This window comes from Gallintestinimicrobium sp. (assembly GCF_046968865.1).
Taxonomy (GTDB): Bacteria; Bacillota; Clostridia; order Lachnospirales; family Lachnospiraceae; genus Gallintestinimicrobium; species Gallintestinimicrobium propionicum.
Window position 1 is genome coordinate 323,082 of sequence record NZ_JBKVPW010000001.1, and the last position, 21,542, is coordinate 344,623.

Consider the following 21,542-nt stretch of genomic DNA (forward strand, 5'->3'; position numbering starts at 1 on the left):
CTTTCTCCTTTCAGCCTGAACGGTTCTTTATAATATTGTTAAATCCATATTTATGTTTCTTCTTTTGCTCGTACTCTTTCCAGTAGCTTTGAAGCCGCTACTAAAGCATTCGTGCAGGCTAACAAAAACATTTTTGAAGAAGAATGTAATGCAGTAAATACAATGCCTGTAATTAGAATCAACAAAATAATTACACAAATCTTGGGATAAAAATATCTTCCTTCTGCATCCTTCATTTTTTCTTTTTTAGCCTCAAAAAATATCATAACTATCGAGATGCCTAAAATCAGCCACGAGATATAATACTTAGGGGCAAAGGGACTTAATCCTAATACGGCAATTAACGTCACAAGTGAACAAATAAAACAAGCCCAATAGCTTTTCATATGAAAACCGCCTAAATATGATCTCAATGGGATAAATATCACAAAGAAAAGTATCCCCTCAATCACTTTCCCCCATATACAACATACTATAATGCTTGTGATGAAAGAACAGCCTATCTCCAACGTCATCTGTAAACCATACTGATATATATTGTACATTGATTCTTCTATATGATGTTTTCTCAATAAAAGGTCTGCTATTCTAATTGATATTTTTTTCATTTTGTACCTCAAGCCTTAGCAAACTACAGTTAATTTATAATGTTTTTGTCATGTATTTTGTAACCATGTAGAAATTAGGAATAATCGTGTAAGTTTTCCCGTGGATACAGAAGGACAGTTGCCCGAAACATTCCGTTTCCATACTCCGCCAATAGTTCCCCATTGTATCTTCCTACAGCCCTGCGTACGGAATCCAGCCCTATCCCATGGTTCTTTTTGTCCGGTTTATTTGTCAATAGCTGCCCGTTCCTGTCTTCCAGTATCTTCCCTTCATAGGGATTCTTTACCACAATGCTGAGACTTCCCTTTACCTGAGACATTGACAGCTCTATTCTGCCTTTCTCTGCCGGGAGATTCTTAACGGCTTCCAGCGCATTGTCAAGCAGATTCCCCAGTATGATACACAAATCAGCGCCGTCAAAGTCCAGCGTCTCCGGAACAAATACATAACATTTCATTTCAATCCCCTCTTTTTGGGCAAGGGAATATTTGTAATTGATAAGGGAATCTATGACAAGATTTCCGCTGCGCGATACCTCATCACCGTACAGACTGTTATGGCTCAGTATGTTATCAATCTTGGCTTCGGCATCTTCAAACCTGCCCGACTGGATGGATGCCTTCAAATCAACAAGATAGCCGTTCAGGTCATGTCTTACCCTCCGCGTTTCCTGATAGGCATTTTCCCTTTCTGCAGCCTGCTTGTTGCACAGAGCTATCTGCTGTTCATAGACAAGATTCTTCTTTTCCGTATCCAACTGGCTGCCCAGTTTGTCATATACGTCAAATACGATATAGTTTACTAAGATCATGAATACTGCTGTCAGCAGGAAGAAAATATTCCGCTGATTCCGGGCAGTCAGGAAAAACGTGTTATGTATGATGTAAATTGTAACCACGGGAACAAAGCAGAGCCGTATCCAGTATTTTTGGGAAATACCAGTGCTGAAATCCTTTTTATGCAAACGCTTAAAAATATGAACCGCTATGTACATAATCAGTTTTGAAATTATACTGCCTACGAGAAAGCTGGAAGGAACGGTCGTATTGCCCAGCTTTCCCAGCATATAGTTTGTTGCTATTTCTACCAGCATCCACAAAACATAAAAAAAACCCGCACGAAACAGTGCTGTTTTAAAGTCCACCTGATAGGAAACTTCGTAGATGAGGAATATCAGCAGGATATTTACGATAAGAACCAGCAATGGATGGCTGGCATGTGATGCCATTACCCAGCACTGGAAGATGATATACAGTCCCCATGCCGAAGCACAGACTGTGGTACGGGACTTCTTATCATTATGAAATGCTTTCAGATACACACTGACAATCAGTGCGGGAAAAAATACCATCAGGATATTCAGAATGCCATACTCATTCATCACCGCTTCCCTCCATACCGGCCATTCGGCAGAAGCGGATGCGGACCTCTTTCTGCCGGTCTTCACTTATCTGTAGCTGTGTGCCGTCAGACATGGTTACACCGGAAAAATTCATCTGTCTGATATAGTCAAAGTTCACAAGATAGGACTGGTGTATTCTGATAAATCTTCCGTTACTTTCTGAAAGCTGTCTTTCCACATCGCTCATTTTCCCATAAAACCTGTTTAAGGTTTCATCTGTATTATCATCCTTTGCATCATCCGCCATATGAATATGTATGATTCTGTTGCTGCTTTCAAAGAAGTATATCCTGTCCAGCAGAACCTTGACGTATTCCTTATTATAGGTGAAAGTAAAATATTCCGGCTTGCGTCTGATACGTTTATATGCTGCCATGAATGCCGCCTGAAAATCTTCCGGTATTATCGGTTTTGAAAGAAATCGGAAAGGTTCTGTACTGAACAGCTCTTTCAGATATTTTTTCATAACTGGAAACATAAATGATCAGTGCCGGAATCTCCATGTTTCTTATCAGTTCAGCCGCATTGATGCCGTTGACATTGTGCATTTCAATATCAAGGTATATCAGGTCGTAGCATACACCTTGTCGGATATTGGCAACAAGCGTAGAGCCGTCAAAAAAGACGGCACTGCTTATCTTAATGTTCTGTTCTTTCGCTATTACGTAAAGCATTTTTTCTATGGTGGCGGTCATCGCCACATCATCATCGCATATGGCTATATTAATCATCTGTGTATTTCCCTGCATTCTGCAAATCAACATTTCCGTCATATTCATCCAGTGCATACTGACAGCAGCGCAGAACAAGCTCATTAAAAGAAATCTGTTCTCCTTTTGCAACTTTAGTCAGTTTTGCATCAAGGTCATCCGTGAAACGGATTGTCTTTGGAATGTTAGCGCGTGAAAATGCTTTTTCTATTTTAAACATGACCTGTACCTCTGGTTATTATTTTATAGTTTAAATATAACCATTAAAGGCAATAAATAATACAACCGTAAATACAACTATTTATACAACCATCAGAATTCAACAAGGCAAAACTATATAGAAATAAAAGGCGATAGGTTCATAATAATAATATGGTCTTTACTGAAAGAGCAATACTTAGTCATTTACATCTCCTTTCCGAGAGACTTTGATACCATGACGTTCCCTCATAGGTAATCAGCCATCGTTATCTATATGTAATGAATTTACACATTTTTATGTGTATAGATTCATTATTATAGAGGTATGCACTCCGGAGCGGAAACAGAAACACCTGCTCTGAATTTACGAAAAGAGTGCACTATTTAAACGGAATATCCACCATGGTAGCTGTTTACCTTAATCATGTATTTTAGGTCACGCAAAAATAAAAAAGGAACTACACATAACAGTTTAAATTAGCTATGTGTAGTCCCTTCTCTCAAATACTGTTTAATAGAAACTTATCATTATCATCTACTAATAAACTTCCCTGGTGCAAGCACCCAAACACCACAAGGGTATTTTCATCCTTCTACGCAGGATTGGGGAATATTCCCTTTCATGATTCAACTATTTGTTATCCGAAAAAAATATGCGCCATCAGTTACACATGTAACACTACTTTTGACTCCATCCATTCGATAACAAAATCTTTAGTTCTTGCTCATTTAATTGTTTTACTCCTGTCAAATCTCCTAATTCATCCCTTACTGCAATAATACCAATATTACCATGCTCGGATTTTACCTCCATTCCCTCAAATGTACCATCAGTTGCCCTGTTATCTGCAAAATAACAAACTTCTAAACCACTAAAATACATTTGATTTTGTTCAACATCATAACTCAAACCATATTCTTCGTACTGTTTCAAATTATCTGCTTTTTCTTCATTAAGCTGTTTATTAATTGCATCATTCATTTTTTTTTGCTCCACTGTAAGCGTTTTAGCATAAGCCGGATCTGCAATATCCTTCACATATTTCCTTTCTTCCGTTGGTGTATTAATGGCTGATGCCTTTATAGCATATACACCAATCCCTGTACCTATTGCTGCTATTACCAAAATACACATTAAAACTCTGTTTTTCATATTCTTACCTTCCTCTCTCAATTTACACCACATATTTTTTTCGTTCATATATTAGAATATGTCACAAGAAAAATGTTACAACATTTTCTTCTTTACCTCCGAATGTAAACGCTCCATAGCAAGTGCCTTTTGCTATTACCTTTCATCTGCAATAATAGTCTCACACTATACACAGTCAAAAAAGTTTAGCGCTTAACTTTTTTGACCAAGGTCAGGAGGTCAGACTATGAACACTCAAACCAGTTTAGTTGCAGAACAGATCAGGCTACAGCAGTGGGCAGAACAGATCAGGCTACAGCAGTGGGCCGACCAGATCAGGGACTGCCAGAATCGTCCCTCTGATATGAAAGTCGATGCCTGGTGTCGGGAACACGGCATAACAAAGGCGAATTATTACTATCGCCTGCGCCGGGTCCGGGAGGCCTGTCTGGAACTTTATGATCCGTCCCCTTCCTTCGTGGAACTCACAGCACCTGCGGAAAGTATACCGGCTAAAGCCTCCCAGACACATCCCTCTGTGGCTGCAGCATTTCATACAGAAAGCGGAGTCACTATAGATCTCTATAATGACGCTTCACCGGAATTCCTCCGTAACCTGATAGGAGCAGCCAGCCATGCTTAATGATGCTTCCGGGTTCCAGAAAATATATCTTGTCACTGGATACACGGATCTACGCAGAGGCATGGAAGGACTGGCAAACATCATTCGCTTCCGTTTTCATCTGGACCCCTATGACAGAAATACGCTGTTTCTGTTCTGTGGCAAACGAACAGACCGTATCAAGGGACTCCTGTGGGAGGGAGATGGATTCCTGTTATTATACAAACGGCTGGACAACGGTGCTTTTAACTGGCCGCGAAACAACGAAGAAGCACTGTCGATCACTCCAGATCAGTACGCAATGCTTATGCAGGGACTGGAGATCGTTGCCAGACACCCTATAGAGCAGACAGAGGACCCGAAGAAACTTTTTTAAGTTTTGTGCATTTCGCAGAAATTTTTTGTGGACAGTTTTATCTCTCGGGGCTTACTGTCCGCTGTTTATCCACAACGGTTCTGCCTGCCACCCATACGACCGGGAAGGCAGGGCAATTGTGGACAACAGTACTGAAAATCTGAAAGGAAACAGTGATTTTTCAGGTTTTCAGTACTTTTATCCACCGTCATAATGACGAAAGGAAAACAGCCGCCGACTGGCGGAAATGTACCATATCTGCTATAATGAACCCAGTAAGAAAAGGAGCTCCACTATGGCAGTCAGATACACAGAAGAACAACTGAATACTGTTGACAAGTCCCTGCTGATCCAGATGTTTCTGAACCAGCAGGAACAGCTTCAGACCCTGACCGCCGAGGTCTGTTCTCTCAATGAAAAGATGCAGCTTATGATGGAGCAGATGGTTCTGGCAAACAGAAACCGTTTTGGACGTTCCTCTGAAAAAATGGCGGATGCCAGTCAGATCAGCTTCAGGGAAGTGGATGGAACTATTGTTTTCTTCAATGAGGCAGAGGCAGTCTGTGACCTGGATGCCCCGGAGCCGGAGCACCTGGAGGAGTCTGCTCCCCGTCCGGTAAAGAAAAAGGGCAAAAAAGAACAGGATCTTTCCGGTCTTCCGACGCACCGGATCGATCACTATTCAGTACTCTCACTGTTACAATTTGCACTGCAAGCCCACCAGCTTCACTGATGGGCTTGCGAATGAATCATGTTCTTACGTACTTTTGTAGCCAAAAAGCTAAACATTACCCTGAATGGTTACAATTATTCAAAAATATCTGGTTCTGCCTTCGGCAAAACATCACCTTGTTTCCACAGCAATTTGCAATTACCTGGTACACCATAATATACTGCCACACAATTTTTATCAGTTAGGTTGAAGCCGTAATCCATCACCTCTTCACCATTAGTTAGTTTTTCTTTTACCAATGTCCTTTGAATAGAAATATACAAATTCCTTTCCTCATCAATATATGTTTTCATTGTTCCACCACAATATCCATCATCTACTTGTAAATGAAAGGTAATATGTTCATCTGTCAACATATATGCAGAAACTAAAACATCTTCAAAGGCAACCATACTGTTTTGTTGTACAAATAAAGTATAATATCCTCCAGCAACTAGTGACAGTATAATTGCAGCAATAATTGCTCCTTTAAAAAAGGCTTTCAAAATAGAACGCTTCCATGAATGGGCAATTTTACCAATTATAACTTCTTCTGCACTTTTTTCTTCCCTCGCTTTTGTATTAATAATACATTTACTCTTTAATTGCTGAAATAATTTAGCGCATGCTTCGCATTCCTGCAAATGAGTTTCTACTATATTCTTACTATCCGCAGAACATACATCATCACAATATAGTGGCAACAAATCCTGAATCAAATCACATGATATTTTAGCCATCATTATACTCCTCCTTTAATTGTTCAATTAGTTTCAATTTTGCCCGATGAAATGTTACACGCGACCAGCTTTCGGTTTTACCAAATAATCTTGCAATATCTGCAAATGATAATTCACCTAAAACACGCAATGAAAATACTTCTTTGTAAGGCTCCTGCAAAACATGCAATAATTTGTGCACCTCAAAAGCCTGATCATTTCGAGCCAACATAATCTCCACAGTATCCACATCCGCTATTTCATTTTCAACTGCTTCTAAATTTACATATCTTTTTCTTTGCTTTTCATATAAATATAGTGAGTGTTTCGCTATTTGAAAAAGCCAACTCGTTATTTTGCACTCTCCACGAAATTGATCGTAACTCTTCAAAGCACGAAAAAAAGTTTCCTGTGTTAATTCCTCAGCAATCTTTTCATCATGACAAAGTGCCACTAAAAACTTAAAAACATCATGAAAATATAATGTATATACTTCCTTAAAATTTTCTCGTTTCAGTTCATCACCCCCTTGTATAAGTATAAGAGCATTCACTTTGTTTTTTGTTACATAAAAGCGCTTATTTTTTAGAATTTGAATTAAATACCTTTGAATCAAATAACTTATTGTAATGCTCTCTCCGCCCTAACGCTAAAGTATAGTTTGGCTCCTATACATATCATAATATGTTCCTTTTTTTTCCATTAAATTACAAAAAGAATCATTTTCAACTATCTCCCCATTATCCATAACGATTATCCTATCACAAAATTTGCATAATTCCAAATTATGTGTTATGAAAATTAAAGTTTTTTCTTCCAAATTACGAAACAAAAAATTAATAACTCTTTTTTCAGAAACACAATCCATATTAGCTGTTGGTTCGTCAAAAATAAATATTTCTGCTTTACTTTTTACACAAGCTCTTGCAAAAGCTATTTTTTGCCATTGACCACCTGATAATTCCTCCCCATCTTTATCTAACTGTCCTAATACAGTTTCCAGTCCATTCGGCAAATCTTTAATAAAATCTACTATTTATTTGTAATTATTTTAAAAATCTTTGCGTTTGGGCTGCCATTCATGCAGTCCGGCTGGTATTCCAAGAAGAATACCTTATGATAATCTGTCTGGAATGCTTCCACATAAGTGTCCTGCAATGATGCTTCCACAAAAGGACACAGTACAAAAGCTGGCTTCGTATCATATTTTTCCAAAAGTTTCATGGTATGTACAATCTCATAGGGCTTTGTGCCACAGACAAGTAATAGGATATCTGTATCCACCTCCGGTCTGTCTGTTCCATAGTCCTCAATCAGAAAGTGAAATCCTGCATCAGGTGGCTGTGTTCCATACCACATTTTTTCCAAGCGATACCCGCCTGCTTCCTCGTCCATTTCATAAGCATCCGAAAGATAAGAAATAATACCGCTGTCATTCCTCTCCACATAAGCCACACTTGCCCCAACGCTTCCTAACCATGACGTGAAGCCAAGAGCAGTAGTGGTCGTACCGATGCGGCTCTGAGAACTTACTAAGGCAATTCTGACTCCATCTGCCATAAAGCGATAATGTTCACCCTGTGCTTTTGGTTGTTTCCGTTCCTTGGGATGATATTTTGTCATGCCCTGACTGCTTAGAGACTGCCGGATTTCCTCCTGCATCCCTCTGATTTCCACATTGGTGACAATATTTCCCACGCCTGCGGAAAGCAATGCCCCAAATAATGGATTGTTCTCCTTTAAGCCCTCGCAGATAACTGTGATTCTGGTATTATACATCGTCAGAAATTCCTCAATGGCCTGGGCAAAATCCCTGTCCTCATCACCAAAGGCAATGCGGTCTAACACTAGCTCCGTGCAATGTGAAAAATTCCGCATATCGTATACAACAAACTGCTTCAGCATGAAATTCCCTGTCATTTTCTTGACCGGCAAAGCATCTTCCTGCTCTGCCAAAAAATCCAGCAGATTGGTGTGCTGCTGGGATGATAGATATAAAATCATTTTCTTCCGACTCCTCTTTTCAGTTTGATATAGCCCAAAACGGACCGCCTGCTCCTACCCGTTTTCTTGCTTCCTCTAAAATAAGTGACAACTCCCACTCCTGATTACTCCGCTTCAGGCTGGCAGGATCCGCCACCAAAACCTTTCCATCTGTATTGATTCCCCTCAGCACGATGAAATGTCCGCTTTTTGTAAAATGCCCCTTTGACATAATGGCAACTACCAGTTTGCCTTCTGCAAGGGCATCTGCCACATTCTCCCCCTCAAGGTTCATATCTACGGAAAGTCCCCAGTGTTCTGCCGCCTTGGGTATCAAACTGTGATACGAGCCACCACCCGGACAGTAATAGCCATTTTCATAGGACCACTGAGCCATCTCCACCGGATTTACATTTGTGCCCGTCAGGGTAGATACCACAATACTCATGCTGGTAGGACCACAGCCATGTGTGCCGATTTTGTCCTGCCCGTATGGTTCATCTGACCAACGCTCGTCTAACTGATTATAATAAACAACCTGTGTTTCTCCCTCCCTGCCAAGCAAAATATCCTCGTCATATTCCTGCCCGTCTGCCTCCCTGAAATCCCTCTCAAAGATACCGGAATCATTGTTATATCCATAGTCCTTCTGAAATTCATCCACCGCGGCAATTTCATCTCCCACCAGCCATTCAGACAAAGCGGTAAAGGGACTTGTGGCAAGATACATTACCAACGCCACTAATAGCAGCAGGAAAATGACAGGACCTAAGATAATCGCAAGCAGTCTGTTCTTGCCTTCACTGTCTTTCGCAGCCTGTAAAGCTGCCTCTGCCAGCAGCTTCACCAGAATTGGATCAGCCATCTTTGCACCTTCTTTCAAAAGGCGGACTTTTTATCGTCCGCCGCCTTTTCCCATATAGTTGAATTTGTACTCCGGTATATCGAACTGGATATGAAGCCGCTTCGCTCCTGCCATAAATAAAGCATGTCCCCTCTTTCTCGATAAGAGAAGCTCCTGCTCCGCTTCTGTCAAATCATAAAGGTCTGCGGTTTCTTTCAGGTTTTTCCCATCTGTACCCATCAAAATCTTATAGCACGGAATGTCAAGCAATGCCTGCCCGTACTGTTTGATGCTCTCATGCAGGAAGTCCACAAGGCTGTGGGAAATAATACCCAGTGCCGCCTCGTACTTTCTGGCACGTTTCATTACGTTTCTAAGATACACAAGGGACTGCGGCACTTTCTGATCAATCATAAGATATGCCTCATCACAGATTAACAGCACACGTTCCTCCCTGTCACGGCTCATCTGCTCCCAGTCATAGGTCAGAATGTTGAAATACTGGGTACGCTTAATATTATCTCCGGTTTCCTGCAAGGCGTGAGTGTCCATGACGGTAAAACGGGAATTGCCGGAAATGCTGGTGTGTCCATTCCAGATAAAGCTGTCTGCACCCTCTGCGATGTCATATAAAAGCATGACAAGTTCGGCATAGACCTGATTTCCCTTTTCTGTCTTTGTCTTTTCCTGCACCAGTGCATAGAGGTCTGAAAAAATCGGGAAGTCCTGCGATTCCAGCTTTGTAACATCTGTATCCCATGTAATGTGAAACTTCTGGTACAGCTCCACCAGACATCGTTTTAAGACTGCTTTCTGCATATCCGTCAGAGATGGGATGTAGAGACTGAAAAAAATCTCCAGATTCTTCATATGTAATGCAAGGTCATTCATGCCATAGCCTTCATCCCGGTACAACCGAAGTTCTTCCTTCTCATCTTCATCATCCCTTGGTGACGGTCTGACCTGAAGGGGATTGATCATTCCCTTGGAACCGCCTGCCGCATTAATCCAGTCTCCGTTTAAGTTCTGGCACAGCTCTTTATATTCCGATTCGGGATCAATTACAATAATTCTCGTGCCTTTCATATATTCTGACAACAGAATATGCTTGATAGCAGTGGACTTTCCCACACCGGAATTACCCATGACGCAAAAATTGCTGTTGGTTCTGTCTCCACCGCGCTTCCATGTATCCACAATCACTAGTCCGCCGTTTCTGTCCTTTGCAAAATAGTATCCCTCCCCATCATTAAAACCGCTGCTGGCGAAAGGAAAGCCTCCCACAAAGGTAGAAAAGGGAACGACTCTTTGCAGGATACTCTCCATCTTGGCATGATTGGGAAAGGTAGGTGACAGGTGCATAAAAGCCTCTTTCTGTAAATTAGGAATCGCCCGCATCTTGCATTTCATTACGCTGGCTATGCTCTCTGCACGACGGCAGGCTTTTTTGAACTCTTTTTCATCCCTTGCCACCGGCATAACCTCCACACTCATCAGCCCGACTGTCTCGCCCTCCCTGTCAATCTGCATGATAATCTTCTCCCCGTCCTCTGCGGCTTTTTCTGCCCGCTGTCTTGACAGGGGATCCTTCGCTCCGTCCGCAAGACCTCTCTGCTGTACTACACTTCTTGATATGGCATTGATAAGCGTTCCGTTATCTACCGGTTTAAAGCCGATAGATACTAAGGTGCTTGGAATGTTCGTCAGCTTAGAAAGCCATTCCACATCCACTTTCTGCGGGTAACGGATAATTCCGTATGCCTTTCCGATATTCTCCCCAATGGAAAGACGGTTCTTTTCAAAGGACAGCCCCATAGGCGTCACTACGTTCAACAGGGCACTATTTACCGGTGCCTGTTCCACCGTCTGCGCTGCATGTCTCATTACATCACTCCCTTCAGCACTGGTATACTTGCCGCCGTTTCCGCATCCTCCAGATGGGTATAGGACGGATTGTTTACAAGGTTAATCAGCCTGACGATCTCTTTTTCCGTCAATATGTCGCAGGTCACGCCGCCAGTTGCGAACTTCTCGCAAAGCAAAGATGCCCGTTTTAGCAGGTCACGCTCAATACCCTCCTCCTGCTTCTCCCACAATGCGATATAAAACTGTCTTTCCACAATCTCTCCAGACAAGGCAAAACCGCCCATCTGCAAGATTTCCTGACGAAGCAACTCTTTTCTTTTGTCCTCCGCTTCCTTTAACATCTCGCTCATCTCCGTTATCAGCGGGGAAATATCCACCGGACGGGATAACGCCATGAACTTGAACTGGTACTGGATGTCGGAAAGCTCTGCTGTCAGTGTCTTAATCAGCACATTCTTTTCCGACTTGCTGTATAAGTCGATACTGATAGCATGGATCCGCAGATAGATAAATACCATCCCGCCACGGGTATACAGGTACTTATCCCGAATGTCCTTGACATTGATGAACTGCTGTGCTGTCTGCATGGCCGTACTGCCTGCGTCCGTCTGCGGGGGTTTTTTACTGGTTTTCAAAAATAAAAGCAAAATGCCGCCACCTATCAAGGTGACGGCAAGCATGATAATGGGAAATAAAAGACTTTCCATTTCTTCCTCCGATTTCTATTTAATTTAATGGCCGCACATGCCAGTCTGAAAACAGATTGTCATGGATCGTCAGGGTGTCGTTCAAGTGCATCTGCAGCATCCCCGCTGGTGTCCATGCGTCAATGACCTGTGCATATACGGTATAGTTCCCGTCCGGGAACCAGACCGGTGTAAAATGTGTTCTTCTGTTATAGGTACTGTATTCATTCCTCTGAAACTCAAACTGTGCAGAATATCCCGGACTTGTCGGCTTCAGCAGTCTCCAGTAATCGGTATAGTGAAATTCCGGGAAATAGGCTACACAGGTCTGTACCTGCGTGATATGGCTTGCAGGTGCACCGGAACGCATATCCGCCGTGGCTGTCATGTTGATGCCATAGCCTGATTTCAACGTGCTTCCTGATGCAGTGGGGTTCTTTTCATCCGGAGTGATACGCATGGCTGTGGACAAGGATGCCGAATAGGTGTCTAAGGCATAATCATACCAGCCCTGATCCTCCCACTCTCCATTGTCTACCCAATGCCCGTGACTGGAAGTACAGCCCGCCGGACAACTGGAGCTATGGCTTCCACTCTCCCAGTCCCAGTCAGATACCCATACCCAGTTAGCGTGCCACCAGCACCGCCAGATACCCCAGCTTAGGCTCGTCACATTCTGCCCTGCTGGTAAGGACGGTCTGCTGTAACCATTGTAACGGTCATCTGCCATGGGATCCGGTGGCGGGTTCTCATTTAAGTCCACCACGTTTGCCCGGATGGTGGTAGTCGCAAGTCTTCCCTTATTTGTGGATATGTTTATGGTAATCTCACAAGGTTCGGACGGTGTATGCCATTTTACCCACACAAGCTGACTCCCGTTTTCCGGGATAACCACACCGGACATCTGATAGCTCCTGCCGCCTATGGAAAAGGTCACTGTTGCCTTAGCATCGTTGTTGATCTCACCCGTGGTTGACAGCGTTGTGGAAGTAATCACATCCGTATCAATCCGATATACTGCATCGTACTCCGCTTCCGTGGGCGGTGCGCCCTTGTAGCTGATGATACCGATACCCAGCGTCTGTATCATTTCATCCGTTGACCTTGCCGTAGTCTTTGAGCCGGTATAAGCCGGAAAACCTAAATCTGCCTTCTCCAAAAACAACGCAAGAGCCAGGTTCTTCATGACTACTGTGGGAAAATGTGCGCCTAAATCGCCGCCCACCATCCGGTTATAAAGCCCGGCCTCGGTGGTCGTCATGGCAAAATAAAGATTGTTATAGATTAGATAGATAACCGGTTCGATCACCAGTTTATAGGAACCATTTGTAAGTGTTACCACATCTATGCCCGCCTTTCCTGCTACCATGGATGCCGCCCCTTCCGAACAGAAGTACCTCTTGATCTGTGCGATACTCGCCTTACTACTATTGCTGGATATAATCTGGGGCATGGGGTTATCAGGTGTATAGTAAGTATAGCCCGATGTCTGTAATGTCAACGCTGCTCCATTGCGGTACTGCATCTTGCTGACTTTTCCAAAACTGAACATATTGCCTGCAACAGACGACAGATTCTTATTGGAAAAATCCATGGGTCCCGCCACAGTCCCGCCGGACTCTGCATCTACCACCGTTACACGCACCCCCTGATAAGAGTTGCCCGGCCAGTTATAGGCTTTCGTTCCCTGATTCAGTCCCCCTCCACCACCATCCACGTTTCCGCTTCCCTCTGCATAGGCGGTCAACGTACCTGACAGCAGCATGATAAGTGTCAGGAATACTACCATAAATGTTTTTTTCAAATTTTTTCCTCCAAAGTTTTTTAACTGCAAAAATTCCCAGCGAGATAACCTCACTGGGAACTTGTAATAAGCGTTTAAAACAATTTATAAAAATAGATATAAGATTATAAATTTACATATGTCTATGCTCGATTTTGTCGGTAATAGAACCGTCTTTGTTAATTTTTTTTGTTGCTTTGACTGTAGAACCGTCTGACTGTTTAAAAATCTTGGTAACACGCGCTGTTTGCTTTCCCCCATACGTTTCCACTTTATCTGGTTTGGTTGTTGGTACTATCGGCATGGTATTGTTTTTCTTAACTATATCTCCCATTTATTCATCCTCTTGTTTATTATGACGTAAAAGTATACTTAGTTATTTCGTTATACCATGTTACGTCACAACGTGTCAAGGCACTTTCCCGACGAATAAACAGAAAAAGATCATGACCTGCACCATACTCCCAAATATAATCCTTACTCTGTTTAATTCATGTCACCAATCTGCTTGTTCCAGTCTCCGTCAGAACCTGCGGACTCTCCCTGCGGTGCGCCCGGCTGGTCTACATATCCATAGCCCGGAACAAATACCTGCCCGCTGTCGTTGGTGCTACCCCCTGCCGGTTCTTCCGGCTTCTGTTCCGGTTCCGTCACCTCCGGCTCATACTGGGGCGGCTGCTCCGGATTCTCGGCTGCATCCGTATCCTTGACCTCCGGTTTCTCTGCCGGGGGCTGGGCATCCTCCTTGGTCCGGGACTTCCCACTGTCATCCCCGCCCTGTTCACTTCCTGTATGGATGTCTACTGTTTCCGACTCACTGCTTTCCGGCTGCTCTGTTTCCTGTCCGCTGCTTTCGGCTGCTTCCGACTTGGTTTCTTCCAAAGCCTCTGGCTTCTTGGTAATATCAATTTCAGGAACAGTCACTTCCATCTGCTCCGTGACCTGTTGCACAGGCTCCTTTTCCGGCTCTTTCGGCGTTCCAATCTTTACCAGATAGAAACACAACCCTCCAGCAAGGCATACCGCCACTGCTGTAAGTATAAAAATCACCAGTTTCTTTTTCTTATCATATTCTTTTTTCATCTAAAAGACCTCACTTTCCATAAAATCACTTTTACGGCAAATGCTGTCCTACTTTTATCCAACTCCATCATACAATAGACTTTTGAATGCGTCCAGACATTTCCCGGCAGATCAGAAACTTTTTCTTCAATCTACCATAATGCCTGCACTCCTGTCTATTGTTTTTCAAAACTTGGGCATATAGGCAGCTTTTGCTCTGATCGTCATACGGACAGGCGGCAGAGCCTCCCATCCGAAAGATAAAGGTATCTCCAACTGCACCGAAACATCCGCTTCAAAATTCTGGCTGGCGTTACCCGGTGCAAAGGGTGTATTGCTGATTGATACATTCAAATCCGTTACCCGGTATTCATATCCATTTCCCTGCCATTTCACATGATACGCTCCATCAGGGTTCGTACCAAGCAGGCGGTCAAGCCGGGTATACACATCTCCGTAATCCAGTGTTTCCTCCCAGCAGTCCCCTGTCATAAAGTAGCCGCCACTGTACCCCTCCCTGAGTCCGTCATAGACCTCATTATAGTTGGTGGTCGCCACGGATATAACGGATTCCTGCAAGGCATTCCGTACCCCATAGGCGATAATGGAAAGCCGGAAGAACTCTGCCAGCACACATAACGCAATCAGCAATGCCAGCACCAACGCCACCGTAAGCGGATAGGACATACCTTTTTTATCCATTACCAGTTTTCTTATTTTTCTCATTCTCTTGCCTCTCATCTGCGAAGAATGGCAGAGCCATTCTTCCAGAAATGATTTAGTTTCTCTTAGGCAGCGTTCTTTGATGCCTTAGAGAAACTTCATTTCTTGGTCACTTATAATAGACTTCACTCTTACCGCTTGCCCTCGCTTTCAGTTCAATGGGAAAGGAACCAAACACAAAGAAACCGATATCCACCCTCTGCGTCAGTGTCACTTGGATGTCTCCGTTTAACTGCACCTTATTCCCGCTGTAATAATCACAGTCCCACTGTATCTGCGGATCAAGTCCCGTTTCCTGCTTTAACTGTGCAATCCTGCCGGACACATCCGTACTCCCCACGATTTCTGCCTGCCTGACTATTCTCTCCGCAAAGGAATCAAGCTGCTGTTTCTTCATAAAGACCGGAAACAATGTCATGGCAAGAGCCACTACCAGCATCAGACAAAAGATCCCGATTGCAACATCAATGTACCCCTCTCCCCTGCGGTTTCGGCACACATCTCTTATTCTTCTTTTCATGGCTGCTCCTCCTAAAACATTCCCGACATTGTTCCGAGTATCTGATAACCCATAACTCCCATATAAATCAGAAGCATACAGGCCAGCAGTAAGAAAGAATATCTCCTGATTTTCGGCGGCCGCTCCATGGCAAGCCGTTTCAGTCTCTGTACTTCAAGCTGCTTCATGTCATGGGACAGCATACGGAAGAAGGTTACGCCGTCATCTCCCCGGATGCACCCGATTAATCCCCTTACCACATCGGAAAGCATAGCACTTGATACCCTTGCTTCCAGTCTGGTAAGTGCCGCTTCGTAGTTACCCGTCCGCATATCAGCCGTAGTAATGGCAAGTTCATTCCTTAGTGCCGGGCCTGCATTCTTCTGGTAAGTCTCCAGCATGGAAAGGATGTCACGGCTTGCCATCAGCTCCTGCGTAATGGTCGCTACAAACCTCGGCAGTTCAAACTCGATTTCTTCTCTCCGCTTTTTTACCATTTTTTCCGCTTTTCCGCTCTCGGAAAAGAATGTCCCTATCCCCAAAACCAGAAAGACGGGAAATAAAAGCGGAACCGTTAGCAGACAGGGTATGATACAAACGAATATTAGCCCTGCCTTTACATAGGCTTGCGCCATATACAGTTCCGGAGTCATTGGAATTTCTGCGGAACGAAGCGTTGCCGCCAGCTTACGCTTTTTATACTCATCTATGGGCAGGAAGCGGGCGATTTTGCTGGATAATTCCATGATAAAGGCATCCGAACTTCTCGCCTGCTTCTTCTGCTTTTTCCCCACGGTCAGGATTGCCCGGCTGGTGCGGTAAGTGGGTACTTTAAAGACTTCCGCAAGAATAAAATAGCTCCCTGCCGTAAAAAACACGGCAAAGAGCAGTAAAATCATGTTCTGCATATATTGTTTTCCTCCTACCTCTTATACTCAATGGGTCTGATATGTTTTGATACTGCCGCCACGGATATAAATACCACTGTTCCGCTGATGGCAAGCAGCACCTTTCCAAAGCCGGTAAACATCAGTGTCTCATACCAGTCCTTATTCAGAAAGTAAAGCAGGGGGATGCTTCCTAAAAGCAGGATGATCATAGTGATGTACTCCTTTACCGGTTCATAAATCAGCAGATCAAGTTCCGATGACACCACACGCATATCCGACAGCTTCGACACAATGGGCGGCAGGGTGTTCTTCAGGTTGTAATCATCCTGACAGGCAACCACTGCATCCACCCACTCATGGAATACCGCATTATCCATCCCCTTTTTCAATCCTTCCAAAGCTTCCGCTGTGTTGGAATTGATTAGTTTCGCCTCCATGAGAAAGTTCCGGAACACTTCCGATACCGGCGGATTTAAGTAGGGCAGATTTTCCTCGATTGCCCGAATAATGGTATTCTTGTTCCGCAGGTAACTGGTGGTAATCATGGATAAAGCCGTTTCCAGCTCCGTATTGATCTGCTTCTTATGCTTGGATGCCGTAAATTTCACATAATAAAACGGTAAAAGTGCAAAGCCCACTGCCAGCACCGGCACCATCAGCACGTTATTCATGGTAAGGGCAATCATCACGCCCAACACGAATAAAATCATGGCAAGCACGCACAGCATGATAAACTGTTCGCTTTTCCCGGTCAGCCGCAAGATTTCCTTTATTTCTTCAAACAACAGTTTCAGTCCTTTCGGCTCTTTCTTCTTTTTACTCTCTTTGATCCGGTTCTTCATGCTGTGATTTTTGGGTCTTAAATACCCCGATAAGCCCTCCAAAAACGCAAACGGTGACAGCTCCAGCATGATAAAACATCCCGCCACTGCCATGATAAAGGCAATGGTCACAAGTAATGTCATAGGTCATACCTCCATTTCTTCCAGTAATTCTTCATAATCTTCACATTCCATACGCCGCATATCCGGCACTTCCTAACGCTTCGCCAAAAGTTGCTCCTGCATCTTTAAAGGCAGTCCGTTCTCACGGAGCCGCTTTTGCAAGCCTTCCGAAAGATTCTCCACCTTCTCATAATGTCCTATAATCTTGGGCTTTCCCTCTACAATGATATTGTCTGTAATATTGAACCTGTACAGGGTACGCATCTTCTTCCTTCCGTCCTGCAATGTCTCACATTCCGTTATCTCCATAATCCTTCGGGAATTGTCCTCCAGCCTTTTTGCAAATGCCACAATCGGAAATGCTTTTGTGGCAAGGTTCTGCAGCGTGGCATCATCCATCCCCGGCTGTTCCTGCTTGCACAGCGTAACCATACGGTAATAGGTATCTTCGCAGGAATTGGCGTGAATAGTGGTAATCACGGAATGCCCGGTATTGGCGGCATTGATAGCCTGCATACTCTCCCCGCCCTTCATCTCCGCTACTGCGATACAATCCGGATTGATGGTAAGGGTGGTTTCCAGCAGCTTTACCATGTCAATATTCTGTCTCGGATCATCAGAAAACCTTGTCACCAGATGCACCACGTTATTCAGCACATTTCCTTCCTCGTCAACGGCAGTCAGATCAAACTCACGGCATCCCTGCTCTATGGTAACAATACGCTTGCTGTACGGCACTTCACCCAATATCCAGCTCATCAGCGTAGTCTTTCCCGAAGAAGTCGCCCCTGTTATGCACATGGATACACCATGGGTAAAGCACATGGAAAGCAGATCCAGCATTTCCCCTGTGGCAGTTCCAAAACCTACAAACTGCCCTTTTGTCAGCTTCCTCGGATTTACAATACGGATAGACACTGCCAGCCCTTTTTCCTTATCAATGACACCATCGCCCATAACCGTGATACGGATCTTGTTATTCAAATGTCCCACCACAATAGTCTGTGCATTGTCAAAAATCATGCCTGACTTATGCAGGAGCCTTCGGATAACATCGACCGCATGACCGGCACTGTTAAAATGCTCCTTTGCCGGGATAATCTCGCCGGTAGAATAAGTAATCTTGACATCCCGCCACTGGTTGATATTGATTTCCTCCACATCATCCCGGTACAGATAACGTGTCAGGAAAGAAAAGCCTGTCATCTCCCCATAAAGAAGATCGCAGAGTTCTGCCTGCTCCATTCCCTCTACACCCACGTTGCTCTGTTCCAGATATTTCCCGATATAGGATTCAATCAGTTCCCGGTTCTCGTCCGGGTTGTCACGAAGCACGGAAGCAAAGTTCTTGGATATGTACTCCTGCACATCCTTCAATACTTCCGGAAAAGTGCGGTATACCACACTTTTGTTTAACATCCCGGCAGTTTCATGTATGTTTAATATTTCCTGCAATTCTTTTCCTCCTGCTTAAAATTCTCCCTTGTTTTTCCAGACAAAGGGGCTGCGCACTACCAGTTTCTTTTTCTCTGCCCCCGGCTTGTTTTCACCCTGTTTTGTCTCATACAGTCCAAAGACCTCAACCAGAACTTTTTTGACCTCCGTCTGAAAAGGACCAGCTTCCTTGGAAGTCAACCCATTCCACAGACTTGCCTCATCATACTGTTTCTCCAGTTCCGCCACATACGGGAATACAAAGCCTACTCCGCCATACTGTCCTGCGGCTGCTTCCCATTCCTGCCCGGTCTTAAAGTTCCCGATGGCACTTATATATTTTCCATTGTCTGCCCGTCCTTCCAGCATACCCGCATGGGATTTGAAGTAGGATATTCCCCGCAGATTGGAAGTTCCCACACGCAGTACCCGGTCTGCCATCTCCATGGCAAGAATGGAAAACACATCCGCTTCAAAGACAGAAGTACAGTCCAAAATCACATAATCAGCCAGATGCCGCAGGCACACAAGAAATTCCACTGCCCTCTCTCTTGTAACCTTGGGATAGGACATCAGGTTTTCCCCCATCCTGTACCCCAGCAGACTGATATATTCATTTGCAGTGACAGGCACACAGGCTTCCAGTATCTTGTTTTGTGTCAATGACGGAGCCGTCAGAAGCGCACCCAATGAAACCTCCTGCTCCGTATCCATAGGAAGCAGGAACGGCACAGAAGGCACAAAGGGGTCACTGCATACCACAACCACATTTTTCTTTTTCTTCGCTATTTCTGCCGCCAGCTTTACCGCCAGAGTAGTCTTTCCGCTGCCGGGGCTTCCTACAATAGCAAGCATATTTCCATGTTCCATCCTACTGTCCTCCTGCATTCACTTCTACATCATCCACAATAGGTTCTTCCTTTTCCTCCTCTGTGTCTGTTTCTGCTGTTTCCGCTTCCCCTTCCAATTCTTCTGTATACAGTTCTTCTAAGACTTTCTGCTGTTCATCCAAAAACTTTTCGGCCTGTGTGCTGTCCCCACGGAATACCAAGGCTGCATGAAGTTTTCCGGTCTGTTCCAGTTCTGCAAGAAGCCTTGCCTGCTCCGGCGTTGCAAGCACGGTAATAGTAGACGCCAGTTCCTGTTCCTCTCCGTCCTCCACATCAGCCTGCACATCATTGTCCGTTCCGCTGCTTGCCGTAGTTGCTATGATCTCTACATACTGAAGCTCAGGCAGTACAAGTGTTTCCCTCTTTTCCCCCACATCCGAGGCGATCAGGGTTACAATATCACCGGCCTCCAGTTTCCCGGACAGACCGGCTGCAAAAGATTTAATACTGACGGAGATTGCACGGTTCTCCCCATTTAATTTACTGAGATAGGCATTCTTTAACATAGGAGTATCTGACAGCTTACTCTCCAGAATATAATCTCCTTTGTAAAGGTCGGTATTAGCGTATTTGCCAACCACATCCTCTGCTTTGTAAACCACGTTACCGGGCAGGTTATAGCCGCCTACTTCCACGGTAGTAAACATCTTCTCCGTAATCTGGTCGCCTTTGTGAATTTCCGTATTTACGCGGATCAGGGATACCTTCGATTTCAGTGCATTGTTGAACATCGGGGTAAGACCGAAGCAGATAATCAGCGAAAGGATGATACAGATCAGTCCAATCACAATACGGTTCTTCAATAAATTTTTCACTTTTCTTTCCTCCAATTCTATCTATTTGGGAAGAACGCTGGTTTTGCGTTCTTCAGCGTGAGAAAGGTTTGCCTGCAAACCGTAGAAGTTCTTTGTGAAACAGCCTTTGCTGTGAGCATTAGAACTTCTTCTCACGCTTTTATGCAGGCAGCATGGCAAGCAGGCATCCCAATGCCAGATACGGCGCCATTGCAAATCCTTTGTCCTCTTTCTTTGCATACGCCGTCTGAAACAGGACTGCCAGAAACAGCCCCAGCATCAGTGCGATATATCCCCGCTTTACGCCCAGCACAAAGCCGCAGGCACCCATCAGTTTGATGTCCCCGCCGCCAATGCTTCCCTCTTTCACCAGTGCCGCCACCACAAAGGGCAGCGGCACAAGAACAAGCCCCAGAAGTGCTGGGGCAAATTCTACCTCCAGTAATCCGGTCATCAGTATAAGGACCGGTACATAGTCCGGCACGGTATGGGTTGCAAAATCATACTCTGCCGCAAATAAAAGCACCTGCCCCGTTAAAATACAGGCAAGTGCATGTAAAGTCGTTCCATACGCTCCAATAAATACGGCGGTAACAGCCGCAGCTGTAACCGCCACATATCCGATTTTTTCAGAGCCGGTCAGTTTTTTCAGCAGCATATCCAGCAAAATTCCAAAAAGGAA

At 44.3% G+C, this 21,542-nt stretch carries 27 protein-coding genes; 3 read left to right on the forward strand and 24 right to left on the reverse strand.

Features of this window, described 5'->3' with window-relative positions:
- Positions 1-50: 50 nt before the first annotated feature.
- From ACLTOQ_RS01320 to ACLTOQ_RS01345, 6 genes are all read right to left on the reverse strand, one after another.
- Positions 51-608, reverse strand: coding sequence for an accessory gene regulator B family protein (locus ACLTOQ_RS01320; RefSeq protein ID WP_195523378.1), 558 nt, complete (start codon positions 606-608; stop codon positions 51-53).
- Positions 609-682: 74 nt separating this feature from the next.
- The gene (locus tag ACLTOQ_RS01325) at positions 683-1,990 is read right to left on the reverse strand and encodes an ATP-binding protein (protein ID WP_412318491.1); all 1,308 of its coding nucleotides are present in this window, start codon (positions 1,988-1,990) and stop codon (positions 683-685) included.
- Entirely contained in the window at positions 1,983-2,387 is a 405-nt protein-coding gene (locus ACLTOQ_RS01330) for a LytR/AlgR family response regulator transcription factor (protein WP_412318493.1), read from the reverse strand. The genes ACLTOQ_RS01325 and ACLTOQ_RS01330 overlap by 8 nt, the downstream gene beginning before the upstream one ends.
- On the reverse strand, positions 2,374-2,760 hold the full coding sequence (locus tag ACLTOQ_RS01335) for a response regulator (protein WP_412318494.1): 387 nt from the start codon (positions 2,758-2,760) through the stop codon (positions 2,374-2,376). Before ACLTOQ_RS01335 ends, ACLTOQ_RS01330 begins: the two co-directional genes overlap by 14 nt.
- Positions 2,735-2,941: a hypothetical protein gene (locus ACLTOQ_RS01340; protein ID WP_195523357.1), complete on the reverse strand. Its 207-nt coding sequence runs from the start codon at positions 2,939-2,941 to the stop codon at positions 2,735-2,737. Before ACLTOQ_RS01340 ends, ACLTOQ_RS01335 begins: the two co-directional genes overlap by 26 nt.
- Positions 2,942-3,601: 660 nt before the next feature.
- Positions 3,602-4,075: a hypothetical protein gene (locus ACLTOQ_RS01345; protein WP_195523277.1), complete on the reverse strand. Its 474-nt coding sequence runs from the start codon at positions 4,073-4,075 to the stop codon at positions 3,602-3,604.
- Positions 4,076-4,301: 226 nt separating this feature from the next.
- On the opposite strand from ACLTOQ_RS01345, the gene tnpA reads away from it, so the two are divergent.
- The 3 genes from tnpA to ACLTOQ_RS01360 all read left to right on the forward strand — a co-directional run bounded on the left by tnpA (position 4,302) and on the right by ACLTOQ_RS01360 (position 5,764).
- Positions 4,302-4,697, forward strand: a complete 396-nt coding sequence (gene tnpA, locus ACLTOQ_RS01350; RefSeq protein ID WP_412318495.1) for an IS66 family insertion sequence element accessory protein TnpA — start codon at positions 4,302-4,304, stop codon at positions 4,695-4,697.
- Positions 4,690-5,052: an IS66 family insertion sequence element accessory protein TnpB gene (gene tnpB, locus ACLTOQ_RS01355; protein WP_195523279.1), complete on the forward strand. Its 363-nt coding sequence runs from the start codon at positions 4,690-4,692 to the stop codon at positions 5,050-5,052. Before tnpA ends, tnpB begins: the two co-directional genes overlap by 8 nt.
- Positions 5,053-5,326: 274 nt before the next feature.
- Positions 5,327-5,764 carry a transposase gene (locus tag ACLTOQ_RS01360; RefSeq protein ID WP_279310847.1) on the forward strand — a complete coding sequence of 146 codons (438 nt, stop codon included), beginning with the start codon at positions 5,327-5,329 and terminating at the stop codon, positions 5,762-5,764.
- Between the two features lie 74 nt (positions 5,765-5,838).
- Here ACLTOQ_RS01360 and ACLTOQ_RS01365 read toward each other — a convergent pair whose 3' ends face one another.
- The 18 genes from ACLTOQ_RS01365 to ACLTOQ_RS01450 all read right to left on the reverse strand — a co-directional run bounded on the left by ACLTOQ_RS01365 (position 5,839) and on the right by ACLTOQ_RS01450 (position 21,518).
- On the reverse strand, positions 5,839-6,486 hold the full coding sequence (locus ACLTOQ_RS01365; RefSeq protein ID WP_243253423.1) for a zf-HC2 domain-containing protein: 648 nt from the start codon (positions 6,484-6,486) through the stop codon (positions 5,839-5,841).
- The gene (locus ACLTOQ_RS01370; RefSeq protein WP_412318498.1) at positions 6,476-7,078 is read right to left on the reverse strand and encodes an RNA polymerase sigma factor; all 603 of its coding nucleotides are present in this window, start codon (positions 7,076-7,078) and stop codon (positions 6,476-6,478) included. Before ACLTOQ_RS01370 ends, ACLTOQ_RS01365 begins: the two co-directional genes overlap by 11 nt.
- A 33-nt stretch (positions 7,079-7,111) precedes the next feature.
- Positions 7,112-7,477 carry an ATP-binding cassette domain-containing protein gene (locus ACLTOQ_RS01375; RefSeq protein WP_412318500.1) on the reverse strand — a complete coding sequence of 122 codons (366 nt, stop codon included), beginning with the start codon at positions 7,475-7,477 and terminating at the stop codon, positions 7,112-7,114.
- A 17-nt stretch (positions 7,478-7,494) separates the two neighbouring features.
- A complete protein-coding gene (locus tag ACLTOQ_RS01380; RefSeq protein WP_412318502.1) occupies positions 7,495-8,466 on the reverse strand; it encodes a hypothetical protein in 972 nt (323 codons plus the stop codon).
- Between the two features lie 19 nt (positions 8,467-8,485).
- Positions 8,486-9,310, reverse strand: coding sequence for a C39 family peptidase (locus ACLTOQ_RS01385; RefSeq protein WP_412318504.1), 825 nt, complete (start codon positions 9,308-9,310; stop codon positions 8,486-8,488).
- A 30-nt stretch (positions 9,311-9,340) separates the two neighbouring features.
- Positions 9,341-11,173: a VirB4 family type IV secretion system protein gene (locus tag ACLTOQ_RS01390; RefSeq protein WP_412318506.1), complete on the reverse strand. Its 1,833-nt coding sequence runs from the start codon at positions 11,171-11,173 to the stop codon at positions 9,341-9,343.
- Entirely contained in the window at positions 11,173-11,862 is a 690-nt protein-coding gene (locus tag ACLTOQ_RS01395) for a hypothetical protein (RefSeq protein WP_195523021.1), read from the reverse strand. The genes ACLTOQ_RS01390 and ACLTOQ_RS01395 overlap by 1 nt, the downstream gene beginning before the upstream one ends.
- A 19-nt stretch (positions 11,863-11,881) precedes the next feature.
- On the reverse strand, positions 11,882-13,645 hold the full coding sequence (locus ACLTOQ_RS01400) for a hypothetical protein (protein WP_412318507.1): 1,764 nt from the start codon (positions 13,643-13,645) through the stop codon (positions 11,882-11,884).
- Positions 13,646-13,757: 112 nt separating this feature from the next.
- Positions 13,758-13,958: a hypothetical protein gene (locus ACLTOQ_RS01405; protein WP_195523022.1), complete on the reverse strand. Its 201-nt coding sequence runs from the start codon at positions 13,956-13,958 to the stop codon at positions 13,758-13,760.
- A gap of 152 nt (positions 13,959-14,110) precedes the next feature.
- Positions 14,111-14,707, reverse strand: coding sequence for a DUF6550 family protein (locus tag ACLTOQ_RS01410; protein WP_412318508.1), 597 nt, complete (start codon positions 14,705-14,707; stop codon positions 14,111-14,113).
- Between the two features lie 165 nt (positions 14,708-14,872).
- Positions 14,873-15,412 (reverse strand): hypothetical protein, encoded by a 540-nt coding sequence (locus ACLTOQ_RS01415; protein ID WP_412318509.1) that lies wholly within the window; start codon positions 15,410-15,412, stop codon positions 14,873-14,875.
- Positions 15,413-15,518: 106 nt separating this feature from the next.
- Entirely contained in the window at positions 15,519-15,929 is a 411-nt protein-coding gene (locus ACLTOQ_RS01420) for a DUF4320 family protein (protein ID WP_195523025.1), read from the reverse strand.
- A gap of 11 nt (positions 15,930-15,940) precedes the next feature.
- Positions 15,941-16,816 carry a secretion protein F gene (locus ACLTOQ_RS01425; RefSeq protein WP_195523026.1) on the reverse strand — a complete coding sequence of 292 codons (876 nt, stop codon included), beginning with the start codon at positions 16,814-16,816 and terminating at the stop codon, positions 15,941-15,943.
- Between the two features lie 14 nt (positions 16,817-16,830).
- Positions 16,831-17,763, reverse strand: coding sequence for a type II secretion system F family protein (locus ACLTOQ_RS01430; RefSeq protein ID WP_195523027.1), 933 nt, complete (start codon positions 17,761-17,763; stop codon positions 16,831-16,833).
- 72 nt (positions 17,764-17,835) lie between these two features.
- Entirely contained in the window at positions 17,836-19,197 is a 1,362-nt protein-coding gene (locus tag ACLTOQ_RS01435; protein ID WP_243253380.1) for an ATPase, T2SS/T4P/T4SS family, read from the reverse strand.
- A 15-nt stretch (positions 19,198-19,212) separates the two neighbouring features.
- Complete coding sequence (locus ACLTOQ_RS01440; RefSeq protein ID WP_158564698.1) at positions 19,213-20,046, reverse strand: ATP-binding protein; 834 nt, start codon at positions 20,044-20,046, stop codon at positions 19,213-19,215.
- A gap of 1 nt (position 20,047) precedes the next feature.
- Entirely contained in the window at positions 20,048-20,881 is an 834-nt protein-coding gene (gene cpaB / locus ACLTOQ_RS01445) for a Flp pilus assembly protein CpaB (RefSeq protein ID WP_195523028.1), read from the reverse strand.
- Between the two features lie 139 nt (positions 20,882-21,020).
- Positions 21,021-21,518, reverse strand: coding sequence for a prepilin peptidase (locus ACLTOQ_RS01450; protein ID WP_412318511.1), 498 nt, complete (start codon positions 21,516-21,518; stop codon positions 21,021-21,023).
- Positions 21,519-21,542 lie beyond the last annotated feature (24 nt).

Coding starts and splice junctions, on each gene's coding strand:
- ACLTOQ_RS01320 (WP_195523378.1), bottom strand. CDS start 608: ATGAAAAAAATATCAATTAGAATAGCAGACCTTTTATTGAGAAAACAT.
- ACLTOQ_RS01365 (WP_243253423.1), bottom strand. CDS start 6,486: ATGATGGCTAAAATATCATGTGATTTGATTCAGGATTTGTTGCCACTA.
- ACLTOQ_RS01385 (WP_412318504.1), bottom strand. CDS start 9,310: ATGGCTGATCCAATTCTGGTGAAGCTGCTGGCAGAGGCAGCTTTACAG.
- ACLTOQ_RS01335 (WP_412318494.1), bottom strand. CDS start 2,760: ATGCAGGGAAATACACAGATGATTAATATAGCCATATGCGATGATGAT.
- ACLTOQ_RS01425 (WP_195523026.1), bottom strand. CDS start 16,816: ATGCAGAACATGATTTTACTGCTCTTTGCCGTGTTTTTTACGGCAGGG.
- ACLTOQ_RS01390 (WP_412318506.1), bottom strand. CDS start 11,173: ATGAGACATGCAGCGCAGACGGTGGAACAGGCACCGGTAAATAGTGCC.
- tnpB (WP_195523279.1), top strand. CDS start 4,690: ATGCTTAATGATGCTTCCGGGTTCCAGAAAATATATCTTGTCACTGGA.
- ACLTOQ_RS01340 (WP_195523357.1), bottom strand. CDS start 2,941: ATGTTTAAAATAGAAAAAGCATTTTCACGCGCTAACATTCCAAAGACA.
- ACLTOQ_RS01440 (WP_158564698.1), bottom strand. CDS start 20,046: ATGGAACATGGAAATATGCTTGCTATTGTAGGAAGCCCCGGCAGCGGA.
- ACLTOQ_RS01410 (WP_412318508.1), bottom strand. CDS start 14,707: ATGAAAAAAGAATATGATAAGAAAAAGAAACTGGTGATTTTTATACTT.
- ACLTOQ_RS01380 (WP_412318502.1), bottom strand. CDS start 8,466: ATGATTTTATATCTATCATCCCAGCAGCACACCAATCTGCTGGATTTT.
- ACLTOQ_RS01325 (WP_412318491.1), bottom strand. CDS start 1,990: ATGAATGAGTATGGCATTCTGAATATCCTGATGGTATTTTTTCCCGCA.
- ACLTOQ_RS01405 (WP_195523022.1), bottom strand. CDS start 13,958: ATGGGAGATATAGTTAAGAAAAACAATACCATGCCGATAGTACCAACA.
- ACLTOQ_RS01450 (WP_412318511.1), bottom strand. CDS start 21,518: ATGCTGCTGAAAAAACTGACCGGCTCTGAAAAAATCGGATATGTGGCG.
- ACLTOQ_RS01420 (WP_195523025.1), bottom strand. CDS start 15,929: ATGAAAAGAAGAATAAGAGATGTGTGCCGAAACCGCAGGGGAGAGGGG.
- ACLTOQ_RS01360 (WP_279310847.1), top strand. CDS start 5,327: ATGGCAGTCAGATACACAGAAGAACAACTGAATACTGTTGACAAGTCC.
- ACLTOQ_RS01430 (WP_195523027.1), bottom strand. CDS start 17,763: ATGACATTACTTGTGACCATTGCCTTTATCATGGCAGTGGCGGGATGT.
- ACLTOQ_RS01330 (WP_412318493.1), bottom strand. CDS start 2,387: ATGGCAGCATATAAACGTATCAGACGCAAGCCGGAATATTTTACTTTC.
- tnpA (WP_412318495.1), top strand. CDS start 4,302: ATGAACACTCAAACCAGTTTAGTTGCAGAACAGATCAGGCTACAGCAG.
- ACLTOQ_RS01395 (WP_195523021.1), bottom strand. CDS start 11,862: ATGGAAAGTCTTTTATTTCCCATTATCATGCTTGCCGTCACCTTGATA.
- ACLTOQ_RS01345 (WP_195523277.1), bottom strand. CDS start 4,075: ATGAAAAACAGAGTTTTAATGTGTATTTTGGTAATAGCAGCAATAGGT.
- ACLTOQ_RS01415 (WP_412318509.1), bottom strand. CDS start 15,412: ATGAGAAAAATAAGAAAACTGGTAATGGATAAAAAAGGTATGTCCTAT.